Here is an 18937-nt window from a genome sequence, read left to right as displayed (position 1 = left end):
TGGGATGCCGGGCTCTGGGCGTCGGGTGTGGGATGCCGGGCTCTGGGCGTCGGGTGTGGGATGCCGGGCTCTGGGCGTCGGGTGTGGGATGCCGGGCTCTGGGCGCCGGGTGCGGGATGCCGGGCTCTGGGCGCTGGATGCGGGACCTCGGGCCCTGGGCCTGGATGCGGGACGCCGGGCCCTGGGCGCCGGGTGCGGGACCTCGGGCCCTGGGCGCCGGGTGTGGGACGCCGGACCCCGGGTGCGGGACCTCGAGCCCCGGATCCCGGACCCCGGGTGCGGGATCCCGGGCCCCGGGCGCCGGACGCGGGGGCCTCGAGCCCCGGACTCCGGGCACGGCGCCGTGTCACCCCACCGCCCCGCACCTCCGCCGGGTGAGCGGACGACGCCGGTTCACCGGGCGTCGGCCGGGGCCTCGTCGGTGGCCTCATCGACGGTCACCTCGGCGGACTCGTCGGCGGTCTCATCGGCGGAGACCTCCGGCAACTCCGCCGCCAGCGCCGCCGCGGCCTGCACCAGGGGCAGCGCCAGCAGGCCCCCCGCGCCCTCGCCCACCGTCACGCCCTGGGACAGCAGCGGTTCCAGCGCCATCCGGTCCAGCGCCTTGGCCTGGCCCGGCTCCCCGCTGTCGTGGGCGGCCAGCCACCAGTCCGGCGCCCGGAAGGCGACCCGCTGCCCGACCAGCGCGCACGCGGCCGTCACGACGCCGTCCAGGATCACCGGCACCTTCCGCACCGCGCTCTGCAGCAGGAAGCCCGTCATCGCGGCGAGGTCGGCGCCGCCCACCGTCGCGAGCAGCTGCAACTGGTCGCCGAGCACCGGCCGGGCCCGGCGCAGCGCGTCGCGGATCGCCGCGCACTTGCGCATCCAGGCCAGGTCGTCGATGGCCAGCCCGCCCCGCCCGGTGACGACCGAGGCGTCCGTCCCGCACAGCGCGGCGACCAGCACGCCCGCCGCCGTGGTGCCGCCCACGCTCACGTCGCCGAGCACCACGAGATCCGTACCGGAGTCGGCCTCCTCGTCGGCCACCGCCATCCCGGCCCGGAAGGCGGCCTCCGCCTCCTCAAGGGTCAGCGCGTCCTCGACGTCGATGCGCCCGCCGCCGCGCCGTACCCGGTGCCCCGCGACCTCGGCCGGCAGCGTCTCGGGGTCGCAGTCCAGGGCCATGTCGACGACCCGCACCGGCACGCCGAGGCGCCGGGCGAGCACGGACACCGGCCGGCCGCCCTCCAGCACCTCGCGCACCAGCTCACCGGCGCCGCCCGCGGGCCGCGCCGAGACGCCCAGCTCGGCGACCTTGTGGTCACCCGCGAAGAGCACCACCCGGGGCCGTTCGACCGGCCGCACCGGTACCGCGGACTGCGCCGCGGCCAGCCATTCGCCCAGGTCGTCCAGGCGGCCCAGCGATCCGGGCGGGACGACCTGACGTTCCCGGCGCGCCTCGGCGTCGCGGCGCACTCCGCCGTCGGGGCGCTCGATCAGATCGGTGAAGTCGTCGAGATTCAGCGAGCTCATTCGCCGAACAGTACCGGCCCCGGCCGGACACGACGGAGGACCGGTGCGCACCGCGCCCACGCTGCGTCGTTGCACCCCGGATCGCGATCACCTACGTAACGTTTTGCGTGGATTGTCGTACGCCGCCCTCCTGCCCCGCCCTCCTGCCCCGCTCTCCTGTCCTGCTCTCCTCCTCTCTGCCGGGAGCCGCCCATGTCCGTACCCCCCGCACCCTCCGCCGCATCGGCGCGGCCTCCCGTCCCCCCGGTGCCTCCCGTGCCCCGGTACCGGCCGTACCGCGACGACTGCCCCTGGTGCGGCTCGCGGCGGCTGCGCACCCGCCCGCGCCGCGAGGACCGGCGCGGCGAGGACTGGCGCCAATCCGTCCCCGGCCGTTCCGTCCTCGAACGCTGCCTGGACTGCCGGCACGCCTTCCGCAACCCCCCGCGCACCCCCGGCCCGCAGCACCCGCTGGTCCGGGCCGGAGTCCGCCTGAGACACGGCCTGGCCGCCCGCGCGATGCTCCGCCGCTGCCCCGAACCCGAGAGCTGGCTGGACGTCGGCACCGGCGACGCCGACTTCCCCCGTACCGCGCGCGCCCTCTTCCCGTACACCTCCTTCGACGGCCTGGACCCCCACCACCGCGTCCTGCGCGCCCGTGCGGTCGAGCGCGTCGAGGAGGCGTTCGTCGGCCGGCTGACGGACCCGCACATCGCGGCCCGCCTGCGCGCCCGGTACGACGTCGTCAGCCTCTTCCACCACCTGGAACGCGTCCCGGACCCGCGCGCCGAACTGCGCGCCGCCCTCCACGTGCTCCGCCCCGGCGGCCATCTGCTCGTGGACGTGGCGGACCCGCGCCGCCTGCTCGCCCTCCCGCCCGGCGCCTCGCACCCGGCGGACCTGCGCGCCGAACTGGGGGCGCAGGGCTGCACGGTGCTCACCGGCGCGCGGAGCCACCGCGTCATCGCCCGCAAGGACGCGTCGGCCCCGTGGTACCCGTCAGCCCCGTAGCACCAGCGCCTGCCCCGCCACCACCAGCAGGACCTGCTCGCACTCGGCCGCGAACGCCGCGTTCAGCCGCCCGAGTTCGTCGCGGTAGCGGCGGCCCGACGCCGTGGCCGGCACGATCCCCGACCCCACCTCGTTCGACACCGCGACGACGGTGCGCCGGGTGGCGCGCACCGCCTCCGTCAGCTCCCGCACCCGGTCCCGCAGGGCCCGTTCACCGCCGTCGGCCCACTCCGCGTCGTCCCACGCCCCGACGGCGTCCATCGCGTCCGTCAGCCACAGCGACAGGCAGTCGACGAGCAGGGCCGGCCCGTCGTCCTTCAGCAACGGCACCAGATCGCACGTCTCCGCGGTGCGCCACGACCCCGGCCGCCGCTCCCGGTGCGCGCAGACCCGCGCCGCCCACTCGGTGTCCCCGTTGCGGGAGCCGCCCGTCGCGACGTACAGCACCTCGGGAAAGGCCTCCAGACGCCGCTCGGCCTCCACCGACTTGCCCGACCGGGCGCCGCCCAGGACCAGCGTGCGCCGCGGTACGTCGGGCACGTCCTCGTAGGAGCCCACCACCAGCGTCGTCCCGTCCGGCACCGCCCGCGCCCCCGCCGACGCGAGCCGCCGCGCCAGCTCCCGCCCCGGCGGCACGTCGTGGCCGAGGTGGACGGCGACGACGTCCGTCGTCGGGCCCGCCGCGCGCACCGCCCGCAGCCTCGCCAGCGCGTCCGGCCGCCCCACGACGTCCGCGAGGACCAGGTCGTAGGACTCGGCGGGCTCCTCCAGACCGGCCGGCGCGCCGCCCGGCGGCAGGTACAGCAGCCGCTGCCCGTCCGGCCCGGTCACGGCGTACCCGGTGCCCGGCGCGTCCATCGCCACCGCCCGCACCCGGTGCCCGGTCAGGAGCGCCAGCTCCCGCCCGTCCGGCACCCGCCCCGGCTGCGGCAGCCCGGCCGGCACCTCCACGGCGGGACCGTCGTGCGGGTGGGACAGCAGCACCTGCCGTACGCCGGTCAGGGAGCGCCCGGCGCGCGCGGCGGCGAACGCGGCGCCGGGCGTCAGGTCGAGCAGCAGCGCCCCGTCCACCAGCAGCGCGGTCGCCGCGCGCGCCATCTCGCCCTGGGCCGCGGCACAGGCCGCGCAGGGACAGTCGGGGCGGGGGAGTCCCGCGGGGGCACCGGTGCCGAGCAGAGTCACGTCCACGCCCCGATTTTCCCCGGTCGCCCGGCGTCGTGCGCGCCCGAGGCCTTTTCGAGGGGGCCGTGGGTGGCTCCCCTGTTGCCCCGGCCTTCCACGGCGCACCCGGCTCAGCGCATAGGCTGCGGTCGGAGGCCGGACCAAGATCCGGCTTCCGCTCTGCATGTGCTGACATCTTGGAGGCGTACATGGCGGCATGGACGTGGCGGTTCGAGACGGCCGGCGGGACGGAGGTCCAGCCCGCGGTGGAGCCCGAGGAGTTCACCACGCAAGGGGACGCCGAGTCCTGGATCGGTGAGTACTGGAAGGACCTCAAGGAGGGCGGCACCGACCAGGTGCGGCTGTTCGAGGACGCCACCGAGATCTACGGTCCGATGAGCCTGCACGCCGAGGAGGCCGAGGCGGCCCCGGAGCCGGAGGCCTGACCGGCGGCCGGGGGCGGGCCCCACCGGGCCGCCCCCGGCCCCTCACTGTTCGCCGAGCGTCACCTCGGCGGTGCGCTCGTCGCCGTTGCGGGTGTACGTCACCTTCGTCCGGTCGCCCGGCTCCATCGACGCCAGCGCCTCGGCCAGTGCGGTGATCGTGGTGATGTCGGTGTCGCCCAGCCGGACGATGACGTCCCCGGGCCGCAGCCCCGCCCGGTCGGCGGCCCCGCCGTCACGGGCCTCGACGACGGCGACGCCCGCGGGCCGGTAGCCGTGGTCGACGACCGTACGGGCGGTGATGTCGAGCGCCGCCCGCCCCGAGTCGGTGACCCGGCCGTCCTCGACGATCTGGCCGGCGACCGTCCTCACCATCGACGCCGGGATCGCGAACCCGATGCCGGGCGCCGCGCTCTCGCTCATGCCCGGGTCGGTCGCCGCCAGCGTCGGAATGCCGATCACCTCGCCGTCGAGGTTGACGAGGGCGCCCCCGCTGTTGCCGGGGTTGATGGCCGCCGACGTCTGCACCATGTTGCCGATGGTCGCGCCCGTACCGCCCCCGCTGCTGCCCTCGGTGACGGTCCGTCCGGTCGCCGACACGATGCCCTGCGTCACGCTGGAGGACAGCCCGAGCGGCGAGCCCATCGCCAGCACGATCTGCCCGACCGCGACCTTCGAGGAGTCCGCGAAGCGGGCCGCCCTCATGCCGTCGGGCACCTTCTCCAGCCTGATGACGGCGAGGTCCTGCTCGGGGTAGGAGGAGACGAGTACGGCGGCGAGGGCGTCCTCGTTCCGGGCGGTCGTGACCCGGAACGACTCGCTGTCCCCGACGACGTGCGCGTTGGTGACGACGTGCCCCTTGTCGTCGAACACGACCCCCGAGCCCAGGGAGTCGCCCGCCTGGATCTGCACGACCGACGGGAGTACGTCCTTGATCACCCGCTCGTAGTCGGCCTGCAGGTCGTTGGCCGCGAGGGGCGCCGCGGCCCGTGCCGTGCCGGCCTCCGGCTCGTCCCGGGACCCCGTGCCGGACCCGGCGCCGGCGTCGGAGCAGCCGGCGGCGAGCAGCAGGGAGCAGGCCAGCGCGGCGACCGGGCCGAGCAGCCGGGGCACACGGGTACGGCGGGCAGGGGAAGCATCCATGCCCCGAGTCTCACCGCGCACCGGAACCCCGGCCCCCGGTGAGCACCCGAACGGGCGCCGCGGTCCTACCCGCGCACCCCGCACAGATGCAGCAGCGCCGCGACCCCGCGGTACGGGTCGGTCCGGCCGGCCCGCGCCTCGGCGGCCAGCAGGGTTTCAAGGTCGTCCGGGACCGGGGCGCCGTCGGGCGCCGCGTCCGTGAAGACCCGGACGCCGTACCAGGCGTTCAGCGGGGCGCCGATGCCCGCGAGCTTCGCCGTCAGCGTCGCCAGCCGGTCCGCGCGGACGTCGAGGCCGAGGTGATCGCGGCAGGCGGTGGTGTCGAATGCCGCCAGCGCGCCGGCCCACTCGCCGCACAGGGCCGGGCGCATGGCGAGCGCGTCGCCGTTGCGCACCAGGAGAGACAGCAGCCCGCCCGGCGCGAGCATCCGGGCCAGCCCCGCGAGCAGCGGGTCGGGCTCCTCGACGTACATGAGCACGCCGTGGCACAGCACCACGTCGAAGCTGCCCGGCAGGAAGTGCACGCCGGTGTCCCGGCCGTCGCCCTCGATGATCCGCATCCGTTCCCGGATGCCCTCCGGCTGGCCGGCCAGGGCGTCGCGCGCGGCGGCGATCATGGCGACGTCCCGCTCCACGCCGGTCACCTGGTGCCCGGCCCGTGCCAGCCGCAGCGCCTGGGTGCCCCGGCCCATGCCGACGTCCAGCACCCGCAGCCGCTTGCCGACCGGGAAGCGCCCGGCTATCTGCTCGTCCAGTTGCCGGGCCACCAGCTCCTGCCGGACGACGTCCCGCAGGTCGCCCGGCCCGGCCGGCCGGGCCTCGGCCGCGCCCTGGAACGGCGTGGTGCTCAGGGCCGCTCCCCGCGCTTGACCTGGGGCTTGGGCAGCCGGAGCCGGCGCATCTGGAGGGAGCGCATCAGCGCGTAGGCGACCGCGCCGCGCCTGCGCTCGTCCGGGAAGCGCTCGGCGAGGCGCTTCTTCAGCCGGAAGCCGCTGACGAGCGAGTCCAGCACGATCAGCACGATCACGAACAGCCACAGCAGCAGCGCGACGTTCTGCAGCACGGGCACCTGGATCATGCTCAGCACGAGAATGACCACGGCCATCGGCAGGAAGTACTCCGCGATGTTGAACCGGGAGTCGACGAAGTCGCGCGCGAACTTGCGGACCGGACCCTTGTCACGGGCCGGCAGGTACCGCTCGTCGCCCTTCGCCAGCGCCTCGCGCTGCCGCGCCAGTGCGGTCCGGCGCTCCTCGCGCTGGCGCTTGGCGGCGTCCTTGCGCGTCAACGGCGTGTTGGCGACGCTGCGGCGCTGGGACTGGGCCGCACTGCGCTTGGGCGTCGGCCTTCCCTTCGGGGCCTGCGGATCACGGGGCTGCTTGGAGTCGGTCACCGGCGTCTTGACGAGGCTCGGTGCCTTCTCTTCCTTGGCACGGCTACGGAACACAAAACCCAAGGGTACGGGGTATCGGGGTGTGGACCCCAGTCCGGTGGGGAACGATCCGGCAACGCCGGTCGTCTGTAAGTGGACAGAGCGGACGTTGCGTACACCGCCGGGCGCCGGGCCATTACCGGACAACCCGGGAAGCACCTACTCCCTACGCCGGACCGGGAGCGTACGCAGTCGTCCTTGGGGATGAGCGCATCCGTCCCCGAACAGTGCGGTAATGGATGCAGGGCCCGTACTGTGGGTTCTGTCGCAGGTGCTGGAGCCGGAGTCGGTCAGAAGGGGGCGCGCGAAGCCCATGAGCGGTGTCATGAAGCGTATGGGGATGATCTTCCGCGCGAAGGCCAACAAGGCCCTTGACCGGGCCGAGGACCCGCGCGAGACCCTCGATTACTCGTACCAGAAACAGCTGGAACTGCTGCAGAAGGTGCGCCGCGGCGTCGCCGACGTGGCGACCAGCCGCAAGCGACTGGAGCTCCAGCTCAACCAGCTCCAGTCCCAGTCGTCCAAGCTGGAGGACCAGGGTCGCAAGGCGCTGGCGCTGGGCCGCGAGGACCTGGCCCGCGAGGCGCTCTCCCGGCGCGCCGCGCTCCAGCAGCAGGTCACCGACCTGGAGACGCAGCACGCCACGCTCCAGGGCGAGGAGGAGAAGCTCACCCTGGCGGCCCAGCGCCTCCAGGCAAAGGTGGACGCCTTCCGTACGAAGAAGGAGACCATCAAGGCCACCTACACGGCCGCCCAGGCGCAGACCCGCATCGGCGAGGCGTTCTCCGGCATCTCCGAGGAGATGGGCGACGTCGGCATGGCCATCCAGCGGGCCGAGGACAAGACCGCCCAGCTCCAGGCCCGGGCCGGCGCCATCGACGAACTGCTCGCCTCCGGCGCCCTGGACGACCAGTCCGGCATGCACAAGGACGACATCCAGGCCGAGCTGGACCGGCTCTCCGGTGGTACGGATGTAGAGCTGGAACTGCAGCGCATGAAGGCCGAGCTGGCCGGGGGCAGCACCTCCGACCGGCAGGCCATCGAGGGCGGCCAGGACCAGGGCCAGGCGCAGTCCCAGCAGCAGCCGCAGGACACCCCGCGCTTCGACAAGCAGTAAGCCCACGCCTAGGAGGGCGACATGATCGTACGGATCATGGGGGAGGGCCAGCTGACGCTGGCCGACGGCCGTCTGGCCGAGCTGAACAAGCTGGACGACGAGCTCCAGGCCGAAGTGGAGAACGGCGACGGCCCCGGTTTCCGTGCGACCCTCCAGGCCCTCCTGGCCAAGGTCCGCGAACTGGGCGAGCCGCTGCCCGACGACGCTCTGGAGCCGTCCGACCTCATCCTCCCATCCCCGGACGCCACCTTGGAAGAGGTCCAGGAGCTGCTGAGCGACGACGGCCTGATCCCGGGCAGTGCGTGAATCGCTCGGCCCGTCGTGGGGGTCCCCCACCCGAGCGGAGCCGGGACCGGGGGAGTGCGAGGACGAGGCCGTCGGGCCGGAGCGGGTGCCGGGAGGCGCAGCCCCCGGGCCGGCGGCCGCAGAGCGCGGGCCCGGCGAGAGGACGCGTCCACCGCGGCTACGGTGAACCGACGTGAACACCCTCGCCCGCGCCCGCTGCACCATCGGCGCCCACCCACTGGCCCTGGACGCGGCCATCGCGGCAACCGTCCTGATCGGCATGGTCGCCGGCTCCTTCGTGGACCCGCACGGCCCCGAGGGCGTCAGCTGGGCCCTGCGCACCCCCGATGCGCTCAGCCTGGTCCTCATGGTGGTCGGCGCCGCGGCGCTCGTCTTCCGCCGCCGCGCCCCACTGGTCGTCCTCGCGGTCACCGGCGGCGTCTCCGTCGTCGAGGGCGTCACCGGCGACCCCCGCGCGCCCGTCGTCATGTCCGCCGTCGTCGCCCTCTACACCGTCGCCGCCTCCACCGACCGCCCCACCACCTGGCGGGTCGGCCTGCTCACCATGACGGTGCTCACCGGCGCCGCCATGCTCGCCGGACCCCTGCCCTGGTACGCGCAGGAAAACCTCGCCGTCTTCGCCTGGACCGGCATAGGCGCCAGCGCCGGGGACGCCGTCCGCAGCCGGCGCGCCTTCGTCCAGGCCATCCGCGACCGGGCCGAGAAGGCCGAGCGCACCCGCGAGGAGGAGGCCCGCCGCCGCGTCGCCGAGGAGCGGCTGCGCATTGCCCGCGACCTGCACGACGTGGTCGCCCACCACATCGCCCTGGTCAACGTCCAGGCCGGGGTCGCCGCCCACGTCATGGACAAGCGGCCCGACCAGGCCAAGGAGGCCCTCGCCCACGTACGGGAGGCCAGCCGTTCCGCGCTGGGCGAGCTGCGCGCCACCGTCGGTCTGCTCCGCCAGTCCGACGACCCGGAGGCCCCGACCGAACCCGCCCCCGGCCTGGACCGCCTCGATGAACTCGTCGCCACCTTCCACCATGCGGGAATGCACGTCGAGGTGGCGCGGGCCTACCAGGACACGGCCCTGCCCACCGCCGTCGACCTGGCCGCCTACCGCATCATCCAGGAGGCGTTGACCAATGTGCACAAGCACGCGGGGACCCGGGCTAAGGTCGAGGTCAGCGTCGTGAGGGTGGGCCCGGACATCGAGGTCACCGTGCTCGACGACGGCGCCGGCGAGGGCGACGCCGCCGGAGCCGGCAGTGGCGGCGGCGGTCACGGTCTGCTCGGCATGCGTGAGCGCGTCACCGCCGTGCGCGGCACCCTCACCACCGGTCCCCGCTACGGAGGCGGGTTCCGGGTCCATGCGATCCTTCCGGTCAGGAACCGCACCAAAGCCGTGGAGGGCCCCGTATGACGATCCGTGTCCTGCTCGCCGACGACCAGGCGTTGCTGCGCAGCGCCTTCCGGGTGCTGGTCGACTCCGAGCCCGACATGGAGGTGGTGGGGGAGGCGTCCGACGGCGCGGAGGCGGTCCGGCTCGCCGCCGAACAGCGCGCCGACGTGGTGCTGATGGACATCCGTATGCCCGGCACCGACGGCCTCGCCGCCACCCGCCTGATCAGCGCGGACCCTGCCCTCGCCCATGTCCGCGTGGTCATCCTGACCACCTTCGAGGTCGACGACTACGTGGTGCAGTCGCTGCGCGCGGGCGCCTCCGGCTTCCTCGGCAAGGGCTCCGAACCCGAGGAACTGCTCAGCGCGATCCGGGTCGCGGCCGGCGGCGAGGCACTGCTGTCCCCGACCGCCACCAAGGGGCTGATCGCCCGCTTCCTCGCCCAGGAGGGCACGGCCGGCGAGGACCGGGACCCGGCCCGCGCCGAGCGGCTGGAGACGCTCACGGTGCGCGAGCGCGAGGTGCTGGGCCAGGTCGCCGGCGGGTACTCCAACGACGAGATCGCCGAGCGGCTGGAGGTCAGCCCGCTCACCGTGAAGACGCATGTCAACCGGGCCATGGCCAAGCTGGGCGCCCGCGACCGGGCCCAGCTGGTCGTCATCGCGTACGAATCCGGACTGGTACGTCCAAGGGTGGAGTGACCTCACCTTCCGGTCGCTGGCCCAGCCGCTGATCCTGCCGGTCTCGATCCCGTTCGCGGCGACCGGCGCGATCGGCATGCTGATGCCGATCGGCATCGTGGTCACCAACGCGATCGTGCTGATCGACCTGCTCCCGATGGCGCTGGGCGTCACCGGCGAGGGCGGCTTCATCGCCCCAGCCGCTGGCGGTGGTGGTGATCGGCGGTCTGATCACGTGCACCCTGCTGACCCTGCTGCTGGTCCCGACGCTCTACGCGATGCTGGAGCTGCGCAAGGAGCGGCGCGCGAAGAAGAAGGCGGCGAAGAAGGGCCTGCCCGAGCCGCACTCCTCGGCGGAACCGAAACCGGAACCGAAACCGGAACCGGAACCGGAGCCGGAGCCGGAGCCGGCCCAGGTCTGACATCCGTCGGTACGACGAAGGGGCGCCCCGGTGGGGCGCCCCTTCCCGCGTGCGGGCCCGGACCCGGAGAGCGCGGCCGGCCGCGCGTCTCCTCAGCGCTCACACGTCCTCAGTGCTCACACAGGGAGAACTCCCGTTCGTAGAGCTGCTCGTTGTGTTCGTCGACGAAGAACTTGCGTTCCCGCATGAGTTCCTCGCGGTAGGTCCTGGCCTGTTCGAGCGTCATGGTCGAGGTGTCGGACCAGGGCTGCTGCGGTGGCACGTCGGACGTCGAGACGATCCTCTCCGACGGGTCGACCAGGAAGAACGCGAGGATCTTGCGGTGCCCCGGGCGGGTGGGGTCCGCGAGGCGGAACGAGTCGACGCGGTGCTGCAGGACGTTCGGGAACGCCAGGCAGCGGCCCGCCGGGGTCGACGCCGACCCCAGCACCTGGTTCAGCGCGTCCTCGTTCTCCAGGCCGTAGACCTCGCGCAGGCCGTTGTGGTCGTTCTGCTCGTAGCGCGGGTCGTCGAGCGCCGTGCGGAAACCCAGCCGGCTCTCGGTGATGTTCTCGCTGTCCCAGTAGTAGATGCCGGTCGAGACGATCCGCTCGTTCAGCATCCCCTCGACATGCCAGGAACCGCCGGCGTACTCGGGCTTGTCCGGGGTGAGGTGGATGGTGGCGAGCTTGACGATGACCTGGAGACGGCGGCCGCGCAGGTCGACCCGGGCGGATGCGTCCGGCAGCTCGGGCGGGGTGAAGACCGGGGCGTCCGGGACGGCCGGGCGGCGGTTCTCCCACCAGTCGTCGCTGGCCTCTTCCCAGGCCTGCATGGCCTCTTCGTAGGCCTCTTCGTCGCTGAAGGAGGACTCGTCCGGTTCGTCCGGCTCCTGCGACTCGTCGTACCACCCGAAGGGGTCGGCCTCGATCCGCGGGGGACGCGGATGACGCAGGTCGGTGAGCACGTTCTCCAGCAGCGGGCGCATGCGCGCGAACAGGTCCGGCAGGACGGAGGCCAGTTCGCGATGGGCCTCGGGGTGCACGTTGTTGACGTACGAACGGAAGGCGACGTCGCCGTCGTCACTGACGTCGACGTCCGTGGGGAGCCACTGGAACCTCTCCGAGAACTCGTACCGCGAGTAGCGGTCCGTCGGGTTGTGCCAGGCCCGCTCGGGTGCGCCGCTCACCTCCCGCACCAGGCAGAAGAGGGAGGGGTGGACCAGGTCCAGTACCTGGCCGTCGGAGCCGGGATGCCAGTCCCGTTCCGCTTCGGGGACCTCTTCCAGGACCCGGACCGCCTCGCGCAGCCGCGAGCGGAGCCCGTCGTCGACCAGCGTGTCCGACTGCCACACCCCGTCGACGGCGGACACCTCGACGCCGCTGTGCGCGTCGCGCAGCGCGGCGTAGTGCGCGAGTTCGGCGAGCACGTGGTGAACCTGCGCCTCGGTGAGCCCCTGGGCGACCGCTTCCCGCGTCCACCTGGCGAGGATGCCGGGGTCGTGCATCTTGTCGGACCACCCCGGTTTCGACCGGATGTGGGCGCTGCACCGCATCATCTCGAGTTCCCGCAGCGTTCGGGGTTTCGCGGACCATATGGAGCGGGACGCGTTGAAGGGCAGCGGGAAAGCGGACAGGCCGGTCAATGCTCTGGATCCTCCCAGTCGGAGTGGCGGCGGGAAGCCTACGGCAGCGGACTGACACCGCGGCCGTGGGCTTCCCGCCCGCCGGACCGACCCGGCCGGGTTACGGCAGCGCCAGCATCCGCTCCAGCGCCAGCTTCGCGAACGCCTCCGTCTCCTTGTCCACCTCGATGCGGTTGACCAGGGTGCCCTCGGCGAGCGACTCCAGCGCCCAGACGAGGTGCGGCAGGTCGATGCGGTTCATCGTCGAGCAGAAGCAGACCGTCTTGTCGAGGAAGACGATCTCCTTGCCCTCGGAAGCGAAACGGTTCGCCAGCCGCCGGACCAGGTTCAGCTCGGTGCCGATGGCCCACTTGGAACCGGCCGGGGCCGCCTCCAGGGTCTTGATGATGTACTCGGTCGAGCCGACCTGGTCCGCCGCCGCCACGACCTCGTGCCGGCACTCGGGGTGCACCAGGACGTTCACGCCCGGGATGCGCTCACGGACGTCGTTCACCGAGTCGAGACTGAAGCGGCCGTGCACCGAGCAGTGCCCCCGCCACAGGATCATCTTCGCGTCGCGCAGCTCCTCGGCGGTCAGTCCGCCGTTCGGCTTGTGCGGGTTGTAGAGGACGCAGTCCTCCAGGGACATGCCCATGTCCCGCACCGCGGTGTTGCGGCCCAGGTGCTGGTCGGGCAGGAACAGCACCTTCTCGCCCTGCTCGAAGGCCCAGTCCAGAGCGCGCTTGGCGTTGGACGAGGTGCAGATGGTGCCGCCGTGCTTGCCGGTGAACGCCTTGATGTCGGCGGAGGAATTCATGTACGAGACGGGTACGACCTGCTCGGCGATGCCGGCCTCGGTCAGCACGTCCCAGCACTCGGCGACCTGCTCGGCCGTGGCCATGTCCGCCATGGAGCAGCCGGCGGCCAGGTCGGGCAGGACCACCTTCTGCTCGTCGGAGGTCAGGATGTCGGCCGACTCCGCCATGAAGTGCACACCGCAGAAGACGATGTACTCGGCCTCCGGGCGCGCGGCCGCGTCCCTCGCCAGCTTGAAGGAGTCGCCCGTGACGTCGGCGAACTGGATGACCTCGTCGCGCTGGTAGTGGTGACCGAGCACGAAGACCTTGTCCCCGAGCTTCTCCTTGGCCGCGCGGGCGCGCGCGACCAGGTCCGGGTCGGAGGGGGAGGGCAGGTCGCCGGGGCACTCCACACCGCGCTCGCTCCTCGGGTCGGCCTCGCGGCCGAGGAGGAGCAGGGCGAGGGGCGTCGGCTGCACGTCGAGCTCCTGGGTTTGGGCGGTGGTCACGACACGCACCCTTTCTACTTTTCGTCGAACTGACGCTATATATCATAACTGGTTTACGTCAGTTTGACGATGCCCGTCGTGTCGGTGTGACGTGAATCCCGGTGCCCGAGCCGCTGTCCGCTCCCCGGGGCGTGTGCGAGCATGAAGGGAAGGCCGAGGGACACGACACGGGTCCGACCCGGAATGAATCCGCGGCCCCGCCGGTTGGAACCGTCGGCAAGCAGTCTCCGTACAACCCGGGAGAGATGTAGATGTCCGTATCGGACGAGACCACCACCGTCACCGACGGCATCATCGTGACCGACGCCGCCGCGGCCAAGGTCAAGGCCCTGCTCGACCAGGAAGGCCGGGACGACCTGGCGCTGCGCGTCGCCGTCCAGCCCGGCGGCTGCTCCGGCCTGCGCTACCAGCTCTTCTTCGACGAGCGCTCGCTCGACGGCGACGTGGTGAAGGACTTCGACGGCGTCAAGGTCACCACCGACCGCATGAGCGCCCCGTACCTGGGCGGCGCCACCATCGACTTCGTGGACACCATCGAGAAGCAGGGCTTCACCATCGACAACCCGAACGCGACGGGCTCCTGCGCCTGCGGCGACTCCTTCAGCTGAGCCGCGCGGCGGACGCACCGGTCGTACAGAGGGCGGCGGCCGGGGGATCACCCCCGGGCCGCCGCCCTCTTGCCCGCCCGCGCGATCGCCGTCACCGGCTCCCGGACGGCGCCGGCAGCCGCGCGCCCGGCTTGTGCACCGGGATCTCCTTGCCGTCCGAGCCCACGACCTTCCGGTCGCCGAGCGGCCCGTCCAGCGGCACTGTCCGCTCGTACTCCTTGGCGATGAGGATGCAGACCTTCTCCGGCTGCGGGGTCTCGGTCACCGTGACCGTCACCTTCCCCGCGCGCTCCTCCGCCGTCGCCTCGTAGTCGGAGCACACTCCGCCCGTGAAGTGCACGGTCAGCTCCCCGCCCGCGGCCGTGTAGCCGTTCACCCGCACGTCCCGCGGGTCCCCCGGCGCCGAGGACGGCTCGCCGGACGGGGGCGTGTGCGGCGCGGCGGGGCCGGTGGTGGTCACGTACTTCGGGTCGACCGCCGGATGCGTGACCGTGACGGCGTCCGCCGCGCCCGGCGCCCGCACCTCGAACAGCCAGGACGGCACCAGCGTCTGCCGTCCCCGCACCGGATGCGCGGCCAGCCCGAACACCGCGTCCTCGACCGTGGCCGTCTGCCTCCCGGGCTGCTTCGACGCGTCCGTCGGCGGCGCGCAGGGCATGTCCACGCCGTCCCGGTGCGGTACCGGGCTCGCGCAGCCGCCGATGCCGGCGCCGGAGGTGCCGCCCGGCGCGTTCAGCAGCGCCAGCGTCTCCTCGGCGCCCAGGACGGGGTACGTGTCCCCCTCGACCGGCTCCTTCACCTGACCGCTGCCGCCGACCACCTCGCCCCGCGCGCCGACGACGACACCGGTCGTCCAGCCGTACGTGGGCAGCCCGCCGACCTCGGGTTCGGCGTTCACGGCCCGCCGGGCGCCCATGACCTGGCTCGCGTCCAGCTTGGCGTCGTCCTGGCCCAGCGCCTTCAGCACCGGCGCCGCCGCCTTCTTCGCGGCGGCCTCGCTCACCGGGCTCCCGTCGGCGGACGGGGCCTTGCACGCGGCGCCCTTCTTGCAGTTGTCGGTGCCGGGTGCGTAGCGGTGGAAGGTCCAGGTGCCGGGTGCCTGCCGGTTCACCGTGAGCAGCGGTCCGGAACCGTCCCCGGCGTTGCCCGCCTTCCACGCCCCGCCCTGCACGCGGGGGGCTCCGTCCACCCCGAGCGCCTCGGCCAGCCGGGCCACCTCCGCCTCGGTGACCTCGCCCTCCGCCCGGTAGACGGGCGCCGAGCCGGGTCCCTCGGGGAGGGTGCCGTCGGCGCGGTAGGTGACGCCGTAGGGGTTGGGCTCGCCGGGGGCGATGCCGTTCGTACCGCCCTGGCCGGTGTGGGCCCCGTGGTCGTCCAGGACGAGCGGCGGGGGAGTGTCGTCGCCCGACGCCCCGGCCGCCGTACCGCCGTCCGGGCCGCCGCCCGAGGCGGACGTGGCCAGATAGGCCCCGCCGGTCCCGACCAGCAGCACGGCGGCGGCGACGGAGGCGACGGCGACCGCCCGGGGACGCCGCCGCGCGGGACGCCCGGTGCCGGCCTCGTCGGCGGCGCCGGCGTCGTCGTTGTCGGGTCGCTCGGTGTTCACCGCATCGCTCCTTCGGCTGTTACTGGGGACAGCGATGGGACGCGGTGGGGGAGGATCCGGTTCCCGGCGACGTCACGCGTCGCCCGAACGGCCGCACAGCGGCCGGCCGCGCCCCTCAGTCGCCGTAGTCCGACATCGCGTCCAGCAGCCGGGCCGACGTCCGCGGCACCCGCACGCCGTGGATGAGGGAGACGGGGACGGGACGGGTGGAGACCCGCACCGGAGCCTCCCAGCGCGGGGCCATCCGGGCGCAGTCGCCACGCAGCGACGCCAGGTCGCCGTCCAGGTCGGCCGGGGCGGGGTCGGCGGTCCTCAGGTTCGTCATGACAGAACCGTAGGCACGTCCCGGACCGCGAAGAAAGTTGTACTACCGGGTAGTTTTGCCTGCTTCGGACCAGGGGCACTCCCGGGTAGCGTGAACTGTCAACCCGCCTCCCCTCAGGAGAGAGTCCACGCCGTGCGCATCGCAGTCACCGGCTCCATCGCCACCGACCACCTCATGACCTTCCCCGGCCGCTTCTCCGACCAGCTCGTCGCGGACCAGCTGCACACGGTCTCGCTCTCCTTCCTGGTCGACCAGCTCGACGTACGCCGGGGCGGCGTCGCCGCGAACATCGCCTTCGGCATGGGCCAGCTCGGCACCCGGCCGATCCTGGTCGGCGCCGCCGGTTCGGACTTCGACGAGTACCGGGCCTGGCTGGACCGGCACGGCGTCGACACCGGCTCGGTGCGCATCTCCGAGACCCTGCACACCGCCCGCTTCGTCTGCACCACCGACGCCGACCACAACCAGATCGGCTCCTTCTACACCGGTGCGATGAGCGAGGCCCGCCTCATCGAGCTCAAGACCGTCGCCGACCGGGTGGGCGGCCTCGACCTGGTCTCCATCGGCGCCGACGACCCGGAGGCGATGCTCAGGCACACCGAGGAGTGCCGCACGCGGTCCATCCCGTTCGCCGCCGACTTCTCCCAGCAGATCGCCCGGATGAACGGCGACGAGATCCGGATACTGCTGGACGGGGCGACCTACCTCTTCTCCAACGAGTACGAGAAGGGGCTCATCGAGACCAAGACCGGCTGGAGCGAGGAGGAGATCCTCGGCCGCGTCGGCCACCGCGTCACCACCCTCGGCGCGCGCGGCGTGCGCATCGAGCGGGCCGGCGAGGAGACCATCGAGGTCGGCGTCCCGGACGAGGAGCGCAAGGCCGACCCCACGGGTGTCGGCGACGCCTTCCGCGCGGGGTTCCTGTCCGGACTGGCGTGGGGGGTGTCGCTGGAGCGGGCGGCGCAGGTCGGGTGCATGCTGGCGACCCTCGTCATCGAGACGGTGGGCACGCAGGAGTACCAGCTGAGGCGGGCGCACTTCATGGAGCGGTTCACCAAGGCGTACGGCGACGAGGCGGCCACCGAGGTCCAGGGGCACCTGGGCTGAATCCGCCGCCGGGGCCGGGCGCGCGGGGCCGGCCGTGCTCACGCGGCGCAGCCGCGTACGGGCCCGGCCCCGCGCCTCCGGCCCCGCGCCCCCGGCCGGCGTCAGCTCACCCGGCGGACCACGTAGGCCGCACCCGTGTCCGCCGGTTCCTCGCCCACGTACTCCTGCCCCCGCATCTCGCACCAGGCCGGGATGTCCAGACGGGCCGCCTCGTCGTCGGACAGGACGCGGACCGTGCCCCCCACGGGCACGTCGCCGATGACCTTGGCCAGCTCGATCACCGGGACGGGGCAGCGCCGGCCGACCGCGTCCACGACGAGGTCGCCGCCGCCCTCCCGGACGGTGCCGGAGGCGGACGGCGCCCCCAGCCTCTCCCGCACGGCGGCCACCGTGCCCGGCAGCACCTCCAGGAACCGCTCGACGTCCCCGGCCGGTGTCCCCGGCGGCAGCGACACCCGGACGTTGCCCTCGCTGAGCACCCCCATCGCCTTCAGGACGTGGCTCGGCATCAGGGTGCTGCTCGTGCAGGACGACCCGGACGAGACCGAGAAGCCCGCACGGTCCAGCTCGTGCAGCAGAGTCTCCCCGTCGACATAGAGACACGAGAAGGTGACGACGCCGGGCAGCCGGCGCGACGGGTCGCCGACCACCTCCACGTCCGGCACCAGAGCCGGCACCCGCGCCCGGATCCGGTCCGTCAGTTCCCGCAGCCGGGCCGCCTCCTCGGCCGCCTCGGCCCGCACCGCCCGGAGCGAGGCCGCCGCGGCCACGACGGCCGGGAGGTTCTCGAAACCGGGCGCCCGGCCCGACTCCCGCTCGTCCGCGGGCCCTTGCGGCGCGAACCGCACGCCCTTGCGCACGACGAGCAGCCCGACGCCCGACGGTCCGCCCCACTTGTGCGCGCTGCCCGCGAGCAACGACCAGTCGCCCGCCACCTTTCCCCAGCCCAGCGACTGGGCCGCGTCCACCAGCAGCGGCACGCCCGCCGCCCGGCACACTTCGGCCACCTCCGCCACCGGCTGCTCGGTGCCCACCTCGTGGTTGGCCGACTGGAGGCAGGCCAGCGCGGTGTCGCCCCGCAGGGCGGCCGCGTACGCCGCCGGGTCCACCGCCCCCGTCCGGTCCACGGCGACCCGCGTGAGCGTCCCGCCGCCCGCCTCGTGCGCCTCGGCCGCATGCAGTACGGAGGAGTGTTCGACGGATGACACGATCAGGTGCGGTCCCACGCGGCGCCGCCCGGCCAGCGCCCCCGCGATCCCCGAATGCACCGCCCGCGTCCCCGAAGGGGTGAACACCAGCTCGTCCGCCCGGCACCCCACCGCCTCGGCCGCCGCCTCCCGGGCCGCGTCGAGCAGCAACCGCGCCCGGCGGCCTTCCCGGTAGAGCCGCGCGGGATCGGCCCACCCTTCGTCGAGCGAGGCCTGAAGAGCCTGCCGGGCTACGGGGTGAAGAGGAACGGCGGAGGCGGCATCGAAGTAGGACACACGGCAACGCTATGACGTCCGGCGGGGGAGCGCCCCGGAGGGGCGGGGCCGCGCCGGCATGCGGCTCGGCCGCGTGGGCGCGAACGAGCACAACGGACCGTCAGCCGCCCGGCGACCTGCGGAACCGGCCCCCGCGGGGGCCCTGTCCCACCCTTCGGAGTGACCGACGGCGCGTATGCCACCCTCCCCGCGACCCCCCGGAGGACGTCGGCTAGGGTTTGGTCCGCATAAACATCAAACCCCTGCCCGACGCAGGGCGGCGACCGACCAGCGAGAAGGCCGCAGCCGAACAGCGCGGGCGAGACTCT

General features: G+C 73.5%; 18 protein-coding genes and 1 pseudogene. 9 read left to right on the top strand and 10 right to left on the bottom strand.

Features of this window, described 5'->3' with window-relative positions; all coding sequences use genetic code 11:
- Positions 1 to 393: 393 nt before the first annotated feature.
- Positions 394 to 1515 (bottom strand): nicotinate-nucleotide--dimethylbenzimidazole phosphoribosyltransferase, encoded by a 1122-nt coding sequence (cobT, locus tag ACP4J0_RS11105; protein ID WP_426598451.1) that lies wholly within the window; start codon positions 1513 to 1515, stop codon positions 394 to 396.
- 246 nt (positions 1516 to 1761) lie between these two features.
- On the opposite strand from cobT, the gene ACP4J0_RS11100 reads away from it, so the two are divergent.
- The gene (locus ACP4J0_RS11100) at positions 1762 to 2505 is read left to right on the top strand and encodes a class I SAM-dependent methyltransferase (RefSeq protein ID WP_426598450.1); all 744 of its coding nucleotides are present in this window, start codon (positions 1762 to 1764) and stop codon (positions 2503 to 2505) included.
- Here the strand turns inward: ACP4J0_RS11100 and ACP4J0_RS11095 are convergent.
- Complete coding sequence (locus ACP4J0_RS11095; protein WP_426598449.1) at positions 2494 to 3693, bottom strand: bifunctional adenosylcobinamide kinase/adenosylcobinamide-phosphate guanylyltransferase; 1200 nt, start codon at positions 3691 to 3693, stop codon at positions 2494 to 2496. The two genes, ACP4J0_RS11100 and ACP4J0_RS11095, sit on opposite strands and share 12 nt — an antisense overlap.
- A 182-nt stretch (positions 3694 to 3875) precedes the next feature.
- Here ACP4J0_RS11095 and ACP4J0_RS11090 point away from each other — a divergent pair, with 182 nt between their 5' ends.
- On the top strand, positions 3876 to 4112 hold the full coding sequence (locus ACP4J0_RS11090) for a hypothetical protein (protein ID WP_426598448.1): 237 nt from the start codon (positions 3876 to 3878) through the stop codon (positions 4110 to 4112).
- A 42-nt stretch (positions 4113 to 4154) separates the two neighbouring features.
- On the opposite strand, the gene ACP4J0_RS11085 is transcribed toward ACP4J0_RS11090, so the two are convergent.
- From ACP4J0_RS11085 to ACP4J0_RS11075, 3 genes are all read right to left on the bottom strand, one after another.
- Entirely contained in the window at positions 4155 to 5252 is a 1098-nt protein-coding gene (locus ACP4J0_RS11085; protein WP_426598447.1) for a S1C family serine protease, read from the bottom strand.
- A 65-nt stretch (positions 5253 to 5317) separates the two neighbouring features.
- Positions 5318 to 6019 (bottom strand): class I SAM-dependent methyltransferase, encoded by a 702-nt coding sequence (locus ACP4J0_RS11080; RefSeq protein ID WP_426598446.1) that lies wholly within the window; start codon positions 6017 to 6019, stop codon positions 5318 to 5320.
- Positions 6020 to 6099: 80 nt separating this feature from the next.
- Complete coding sequence (locus tag ACP4J0_RS11075; protein ID WP_426598466.1) at positions 6100 to 6738, bottom strand: DUF3043 domain-containing protein; 639 nt, start codon at positions 6736 to 6738, stop codon at positions 6100 to 6102.
- A gap of 271 nt (positions 6739 to 7009) precedes the next feature.
- Here ACP4J0_RS11075 and ACP4J0_RS11070 point away from each other — a divergent pair, with 271 nt between their 5' ends.
- From ACP4J0_RS11070 to ACP4J0_RS11050, 5 genes and pseudogenes are all read left to right on the top strand, one after another.
- Positions 7010 to 7801, top strand: coding sequence for a PspA/IM30 family protein (locus ACP4J0_RS11070; protein ID WP_426598445.1), 792 nt, complete (start codon positions 7010 to 7012; stop codon positions 7799 to 7801).
- A 21-nt stretch (positions 7802 to 7822) separates the two neighbouring features.
- Positions 7823 to 8107, top strand: a complete 285-nt coding sequence (pspAA, locus tag ACP4J0_RS11065; protein ID WP_426598444.1) for a PspA-associated protein PspAA — start codon at positions 7823 to 7825, stop codon at positions 8105 to 8107.
- Positions 8108 to 8279: 172 nt separating this feature from the next.
- The gene (locus ACP4J0_RS11060) at positions 8280 to 9509 is read left to right on the top strand and encodes a sensor histidine kinase (protein ID WP_426598443.1); all 1230 of its coding nucleotides are present in this window, start codon (positions 8280 to 8282) and stop codon (positions 9507 to 9509) included.
- Complete coding sequence (locus ACP4J0_RS11055; protein WP_426598442.1) at positions 9506 to 10189, top strand: response regulator; 684 nt, start codon at positions 9506 to 9508, stop codon at positions 10187 to 10189. Before ACP4J0_RS11060 ends, ACP4J0_RS11055 begins: the two co-directional genes overlap by 4 nt.
- A 4-nt stretch (positions 10190 to 10193) precedes the next feature.
- Positions 10194 to 10590: pseudogene (locus tag ACP4J0_RS11050) on the top strand (efflux RND transporter permease subunit); the annotation flags it as partial.
- A 109-nt stretch (positions 10591 to 10699) separates the two neighbouring features.
- On the opposite strand, the gene ACP4J0_RS11045 reads toward ACP4J0_RS11050, so the two are convergent.
- Entirely contained in the window at positions 10700 to 12214 is a 1515-nt protein-coding gene (locus ACP4J0_RS11045; RefSeq protein ID WP_426598441.1) for a DUF4246 domain-containing protein, read from the bottom strand.
- 100 nt (positions 12215 to 12314) lie between these two features.
- Entirely contained in the window at positions 12315 to 13499 is a 1185-nt protein-coding gene (nadA, locus tag ACP4J0_RS11040) for a quinolinate synthase NadA (RefSeq protein ID WP_426598440.1), read from the bottom strand.
- 251 nt (positions 13500 to 13750) lie between these two features.
- Between nadA and ACP4J0_RS11035 the strand changes: the two genes are divergently transcribed.
- Entirely contained in the window at positions 13751 to 14107 is a 357-nt protein-coding gene (locus tag ACP4J0_RS11035; RefSeq protein ID WP_279566575.1) for an iron-sulfur cluster assembly accessory protein, read from the top strand.
- A gap of 91 nt (positions 14108 to 14198) precedes the next feature.
- Here ACP4J0_RS11035 and ACP4J0_RS11030 read toward each other — a convergent pair whose 3' ends face one another.
- Together ACP4J0_RS11030 and ACP4J0_RS11025 are read right to left on the bottom strand one after the other, a co-directional pair.
- Positions 14199 to 15713: a hypothetical protein gene (locus ACP4J0_RS11030; RefSeq protein WP_426598439.1), complete on the bottom strand. Its 1515-nt coding sequence runs from the start codon at positions 15711 to 15713 to the stop codon at positions 14199 to 14201.
- Between the two features lie 115 nt (positions 15714 to 15828).
- Entirely contained in the window at positions 15829 to 16038 is a 210-nt protein-coding gene (locus tag ACP4J0_RS11025) for a hypothetical protein (RefSeq protein WP_426598438.1), read from the bottom strand.
- Between the two features lie 132 nt (positions 16039 to 16170).
- Here ACP4J0_RS11025 and ACP4J0_RS11020 point away from each other — a divergent pair, with 132 nt between their 5' ends.
- Positions 16171 to 17145: a carbohydrate kinase family protein gene (locus ACP4J0_RS11020; RefSeq protein ID WP_426598437.1), complete on the top strand. Its 975-nt coding sequence runs from the start codon at positions 16171 to 16173 to the stop codon at positions 17143 to 17145.
- Positions 17146 to 17246: 101 nt separating this feature from the next.
- Here the strand turns inward: ACP4J0_RS11020 and ACP4J0_RS11015 are convergent, their stop codons facing one another.
- Positions 17247 to 18629, bottom strand: coding sequence for a cysteine desulfurase/sulfurtransferase TusA family protein (locus ACP4J0_RS11015; RefSeq protein ID WP_426598436.1), 1383 nt, complete (start codon positions 18627 to 18629; stop codon positions 17247 to 17249).
- Positions 18630 to 18937 lie beyond the last annotated feature (308 nt).

The sequence above is a fragment of the Streptomyces sp. WG7 genome (genome assembly GCF_049975785.1).
Taxonomy (GTDB): domain Bacteria; phylum Actinomycetota; class Actinomycetes; order Streptomycetales; family Streptomycetaceae; genus Streptomyces.
This window is presented reverse-complemented; position numbering and strand designations above follow the sequence as displayed.

Excerpts from the sequence above, each read along its gene's own strand:
- cobT (WP_426598451.1), bottom strand. The coding sequence starts at position 1,515 with ATGAGCTCGCTGAATCTCGACGACTTCACCGATCTGATCGAGCGCCCC.
- ACP4J0_RS11090 (WP_426598448.1), top strand. The coding sequence starts at position 3,876 with ATGGCGGCATGGACGTGGCGGTTCGAGACGGCCGGCGGGACGGAGGTC.
- ACP4J0_RS11085 (WP_426598447.1), bottom strand. The coding sequence starts at position 5,252 with ATGGATGCTTCCCCTGCCCGCCGTACCCGTGTGCCCCGGCTGCTCGGC.
- ACP4J0_RS11070 (WP_426598445.1), top strand. The coding sequence starts at position 7,010 with ATGAAGCGTATGGGGATGATCTTCCGCGCGAAGGCCAACAAGGCCCTT.
- pspAA (WP_426598444.1), top strand. The coding sequence starts at position 7,823 with ATGATCGTACGGATCATGGGGGAGGGCCAGCTGACGCTGGCCGACGGC.
- ACP4J0_RS11055 (WP_426598442.1), top strand. The coding sequence starts at position 9,506 with ATGACGATCCGTGTCCTGCTCGCCGACGACCAGGCGTTGCTGCGCAGC.
- ACP4J0_RS11035 (WP_279566575.1), top strand. The coding sequence starts at position 13,751 with ATGTCCGTATCGGACGAGACCACCACCGTCACCGACGGCATCATCGTG.
- ACP4J0_RS11025 (WP_426598438.1), bottom strand. The coding sequence starts at position 16,038 with ATGACGAACCTGAGGACCGCCGACCCCGCCCCGGCCGACCTGGACGGC.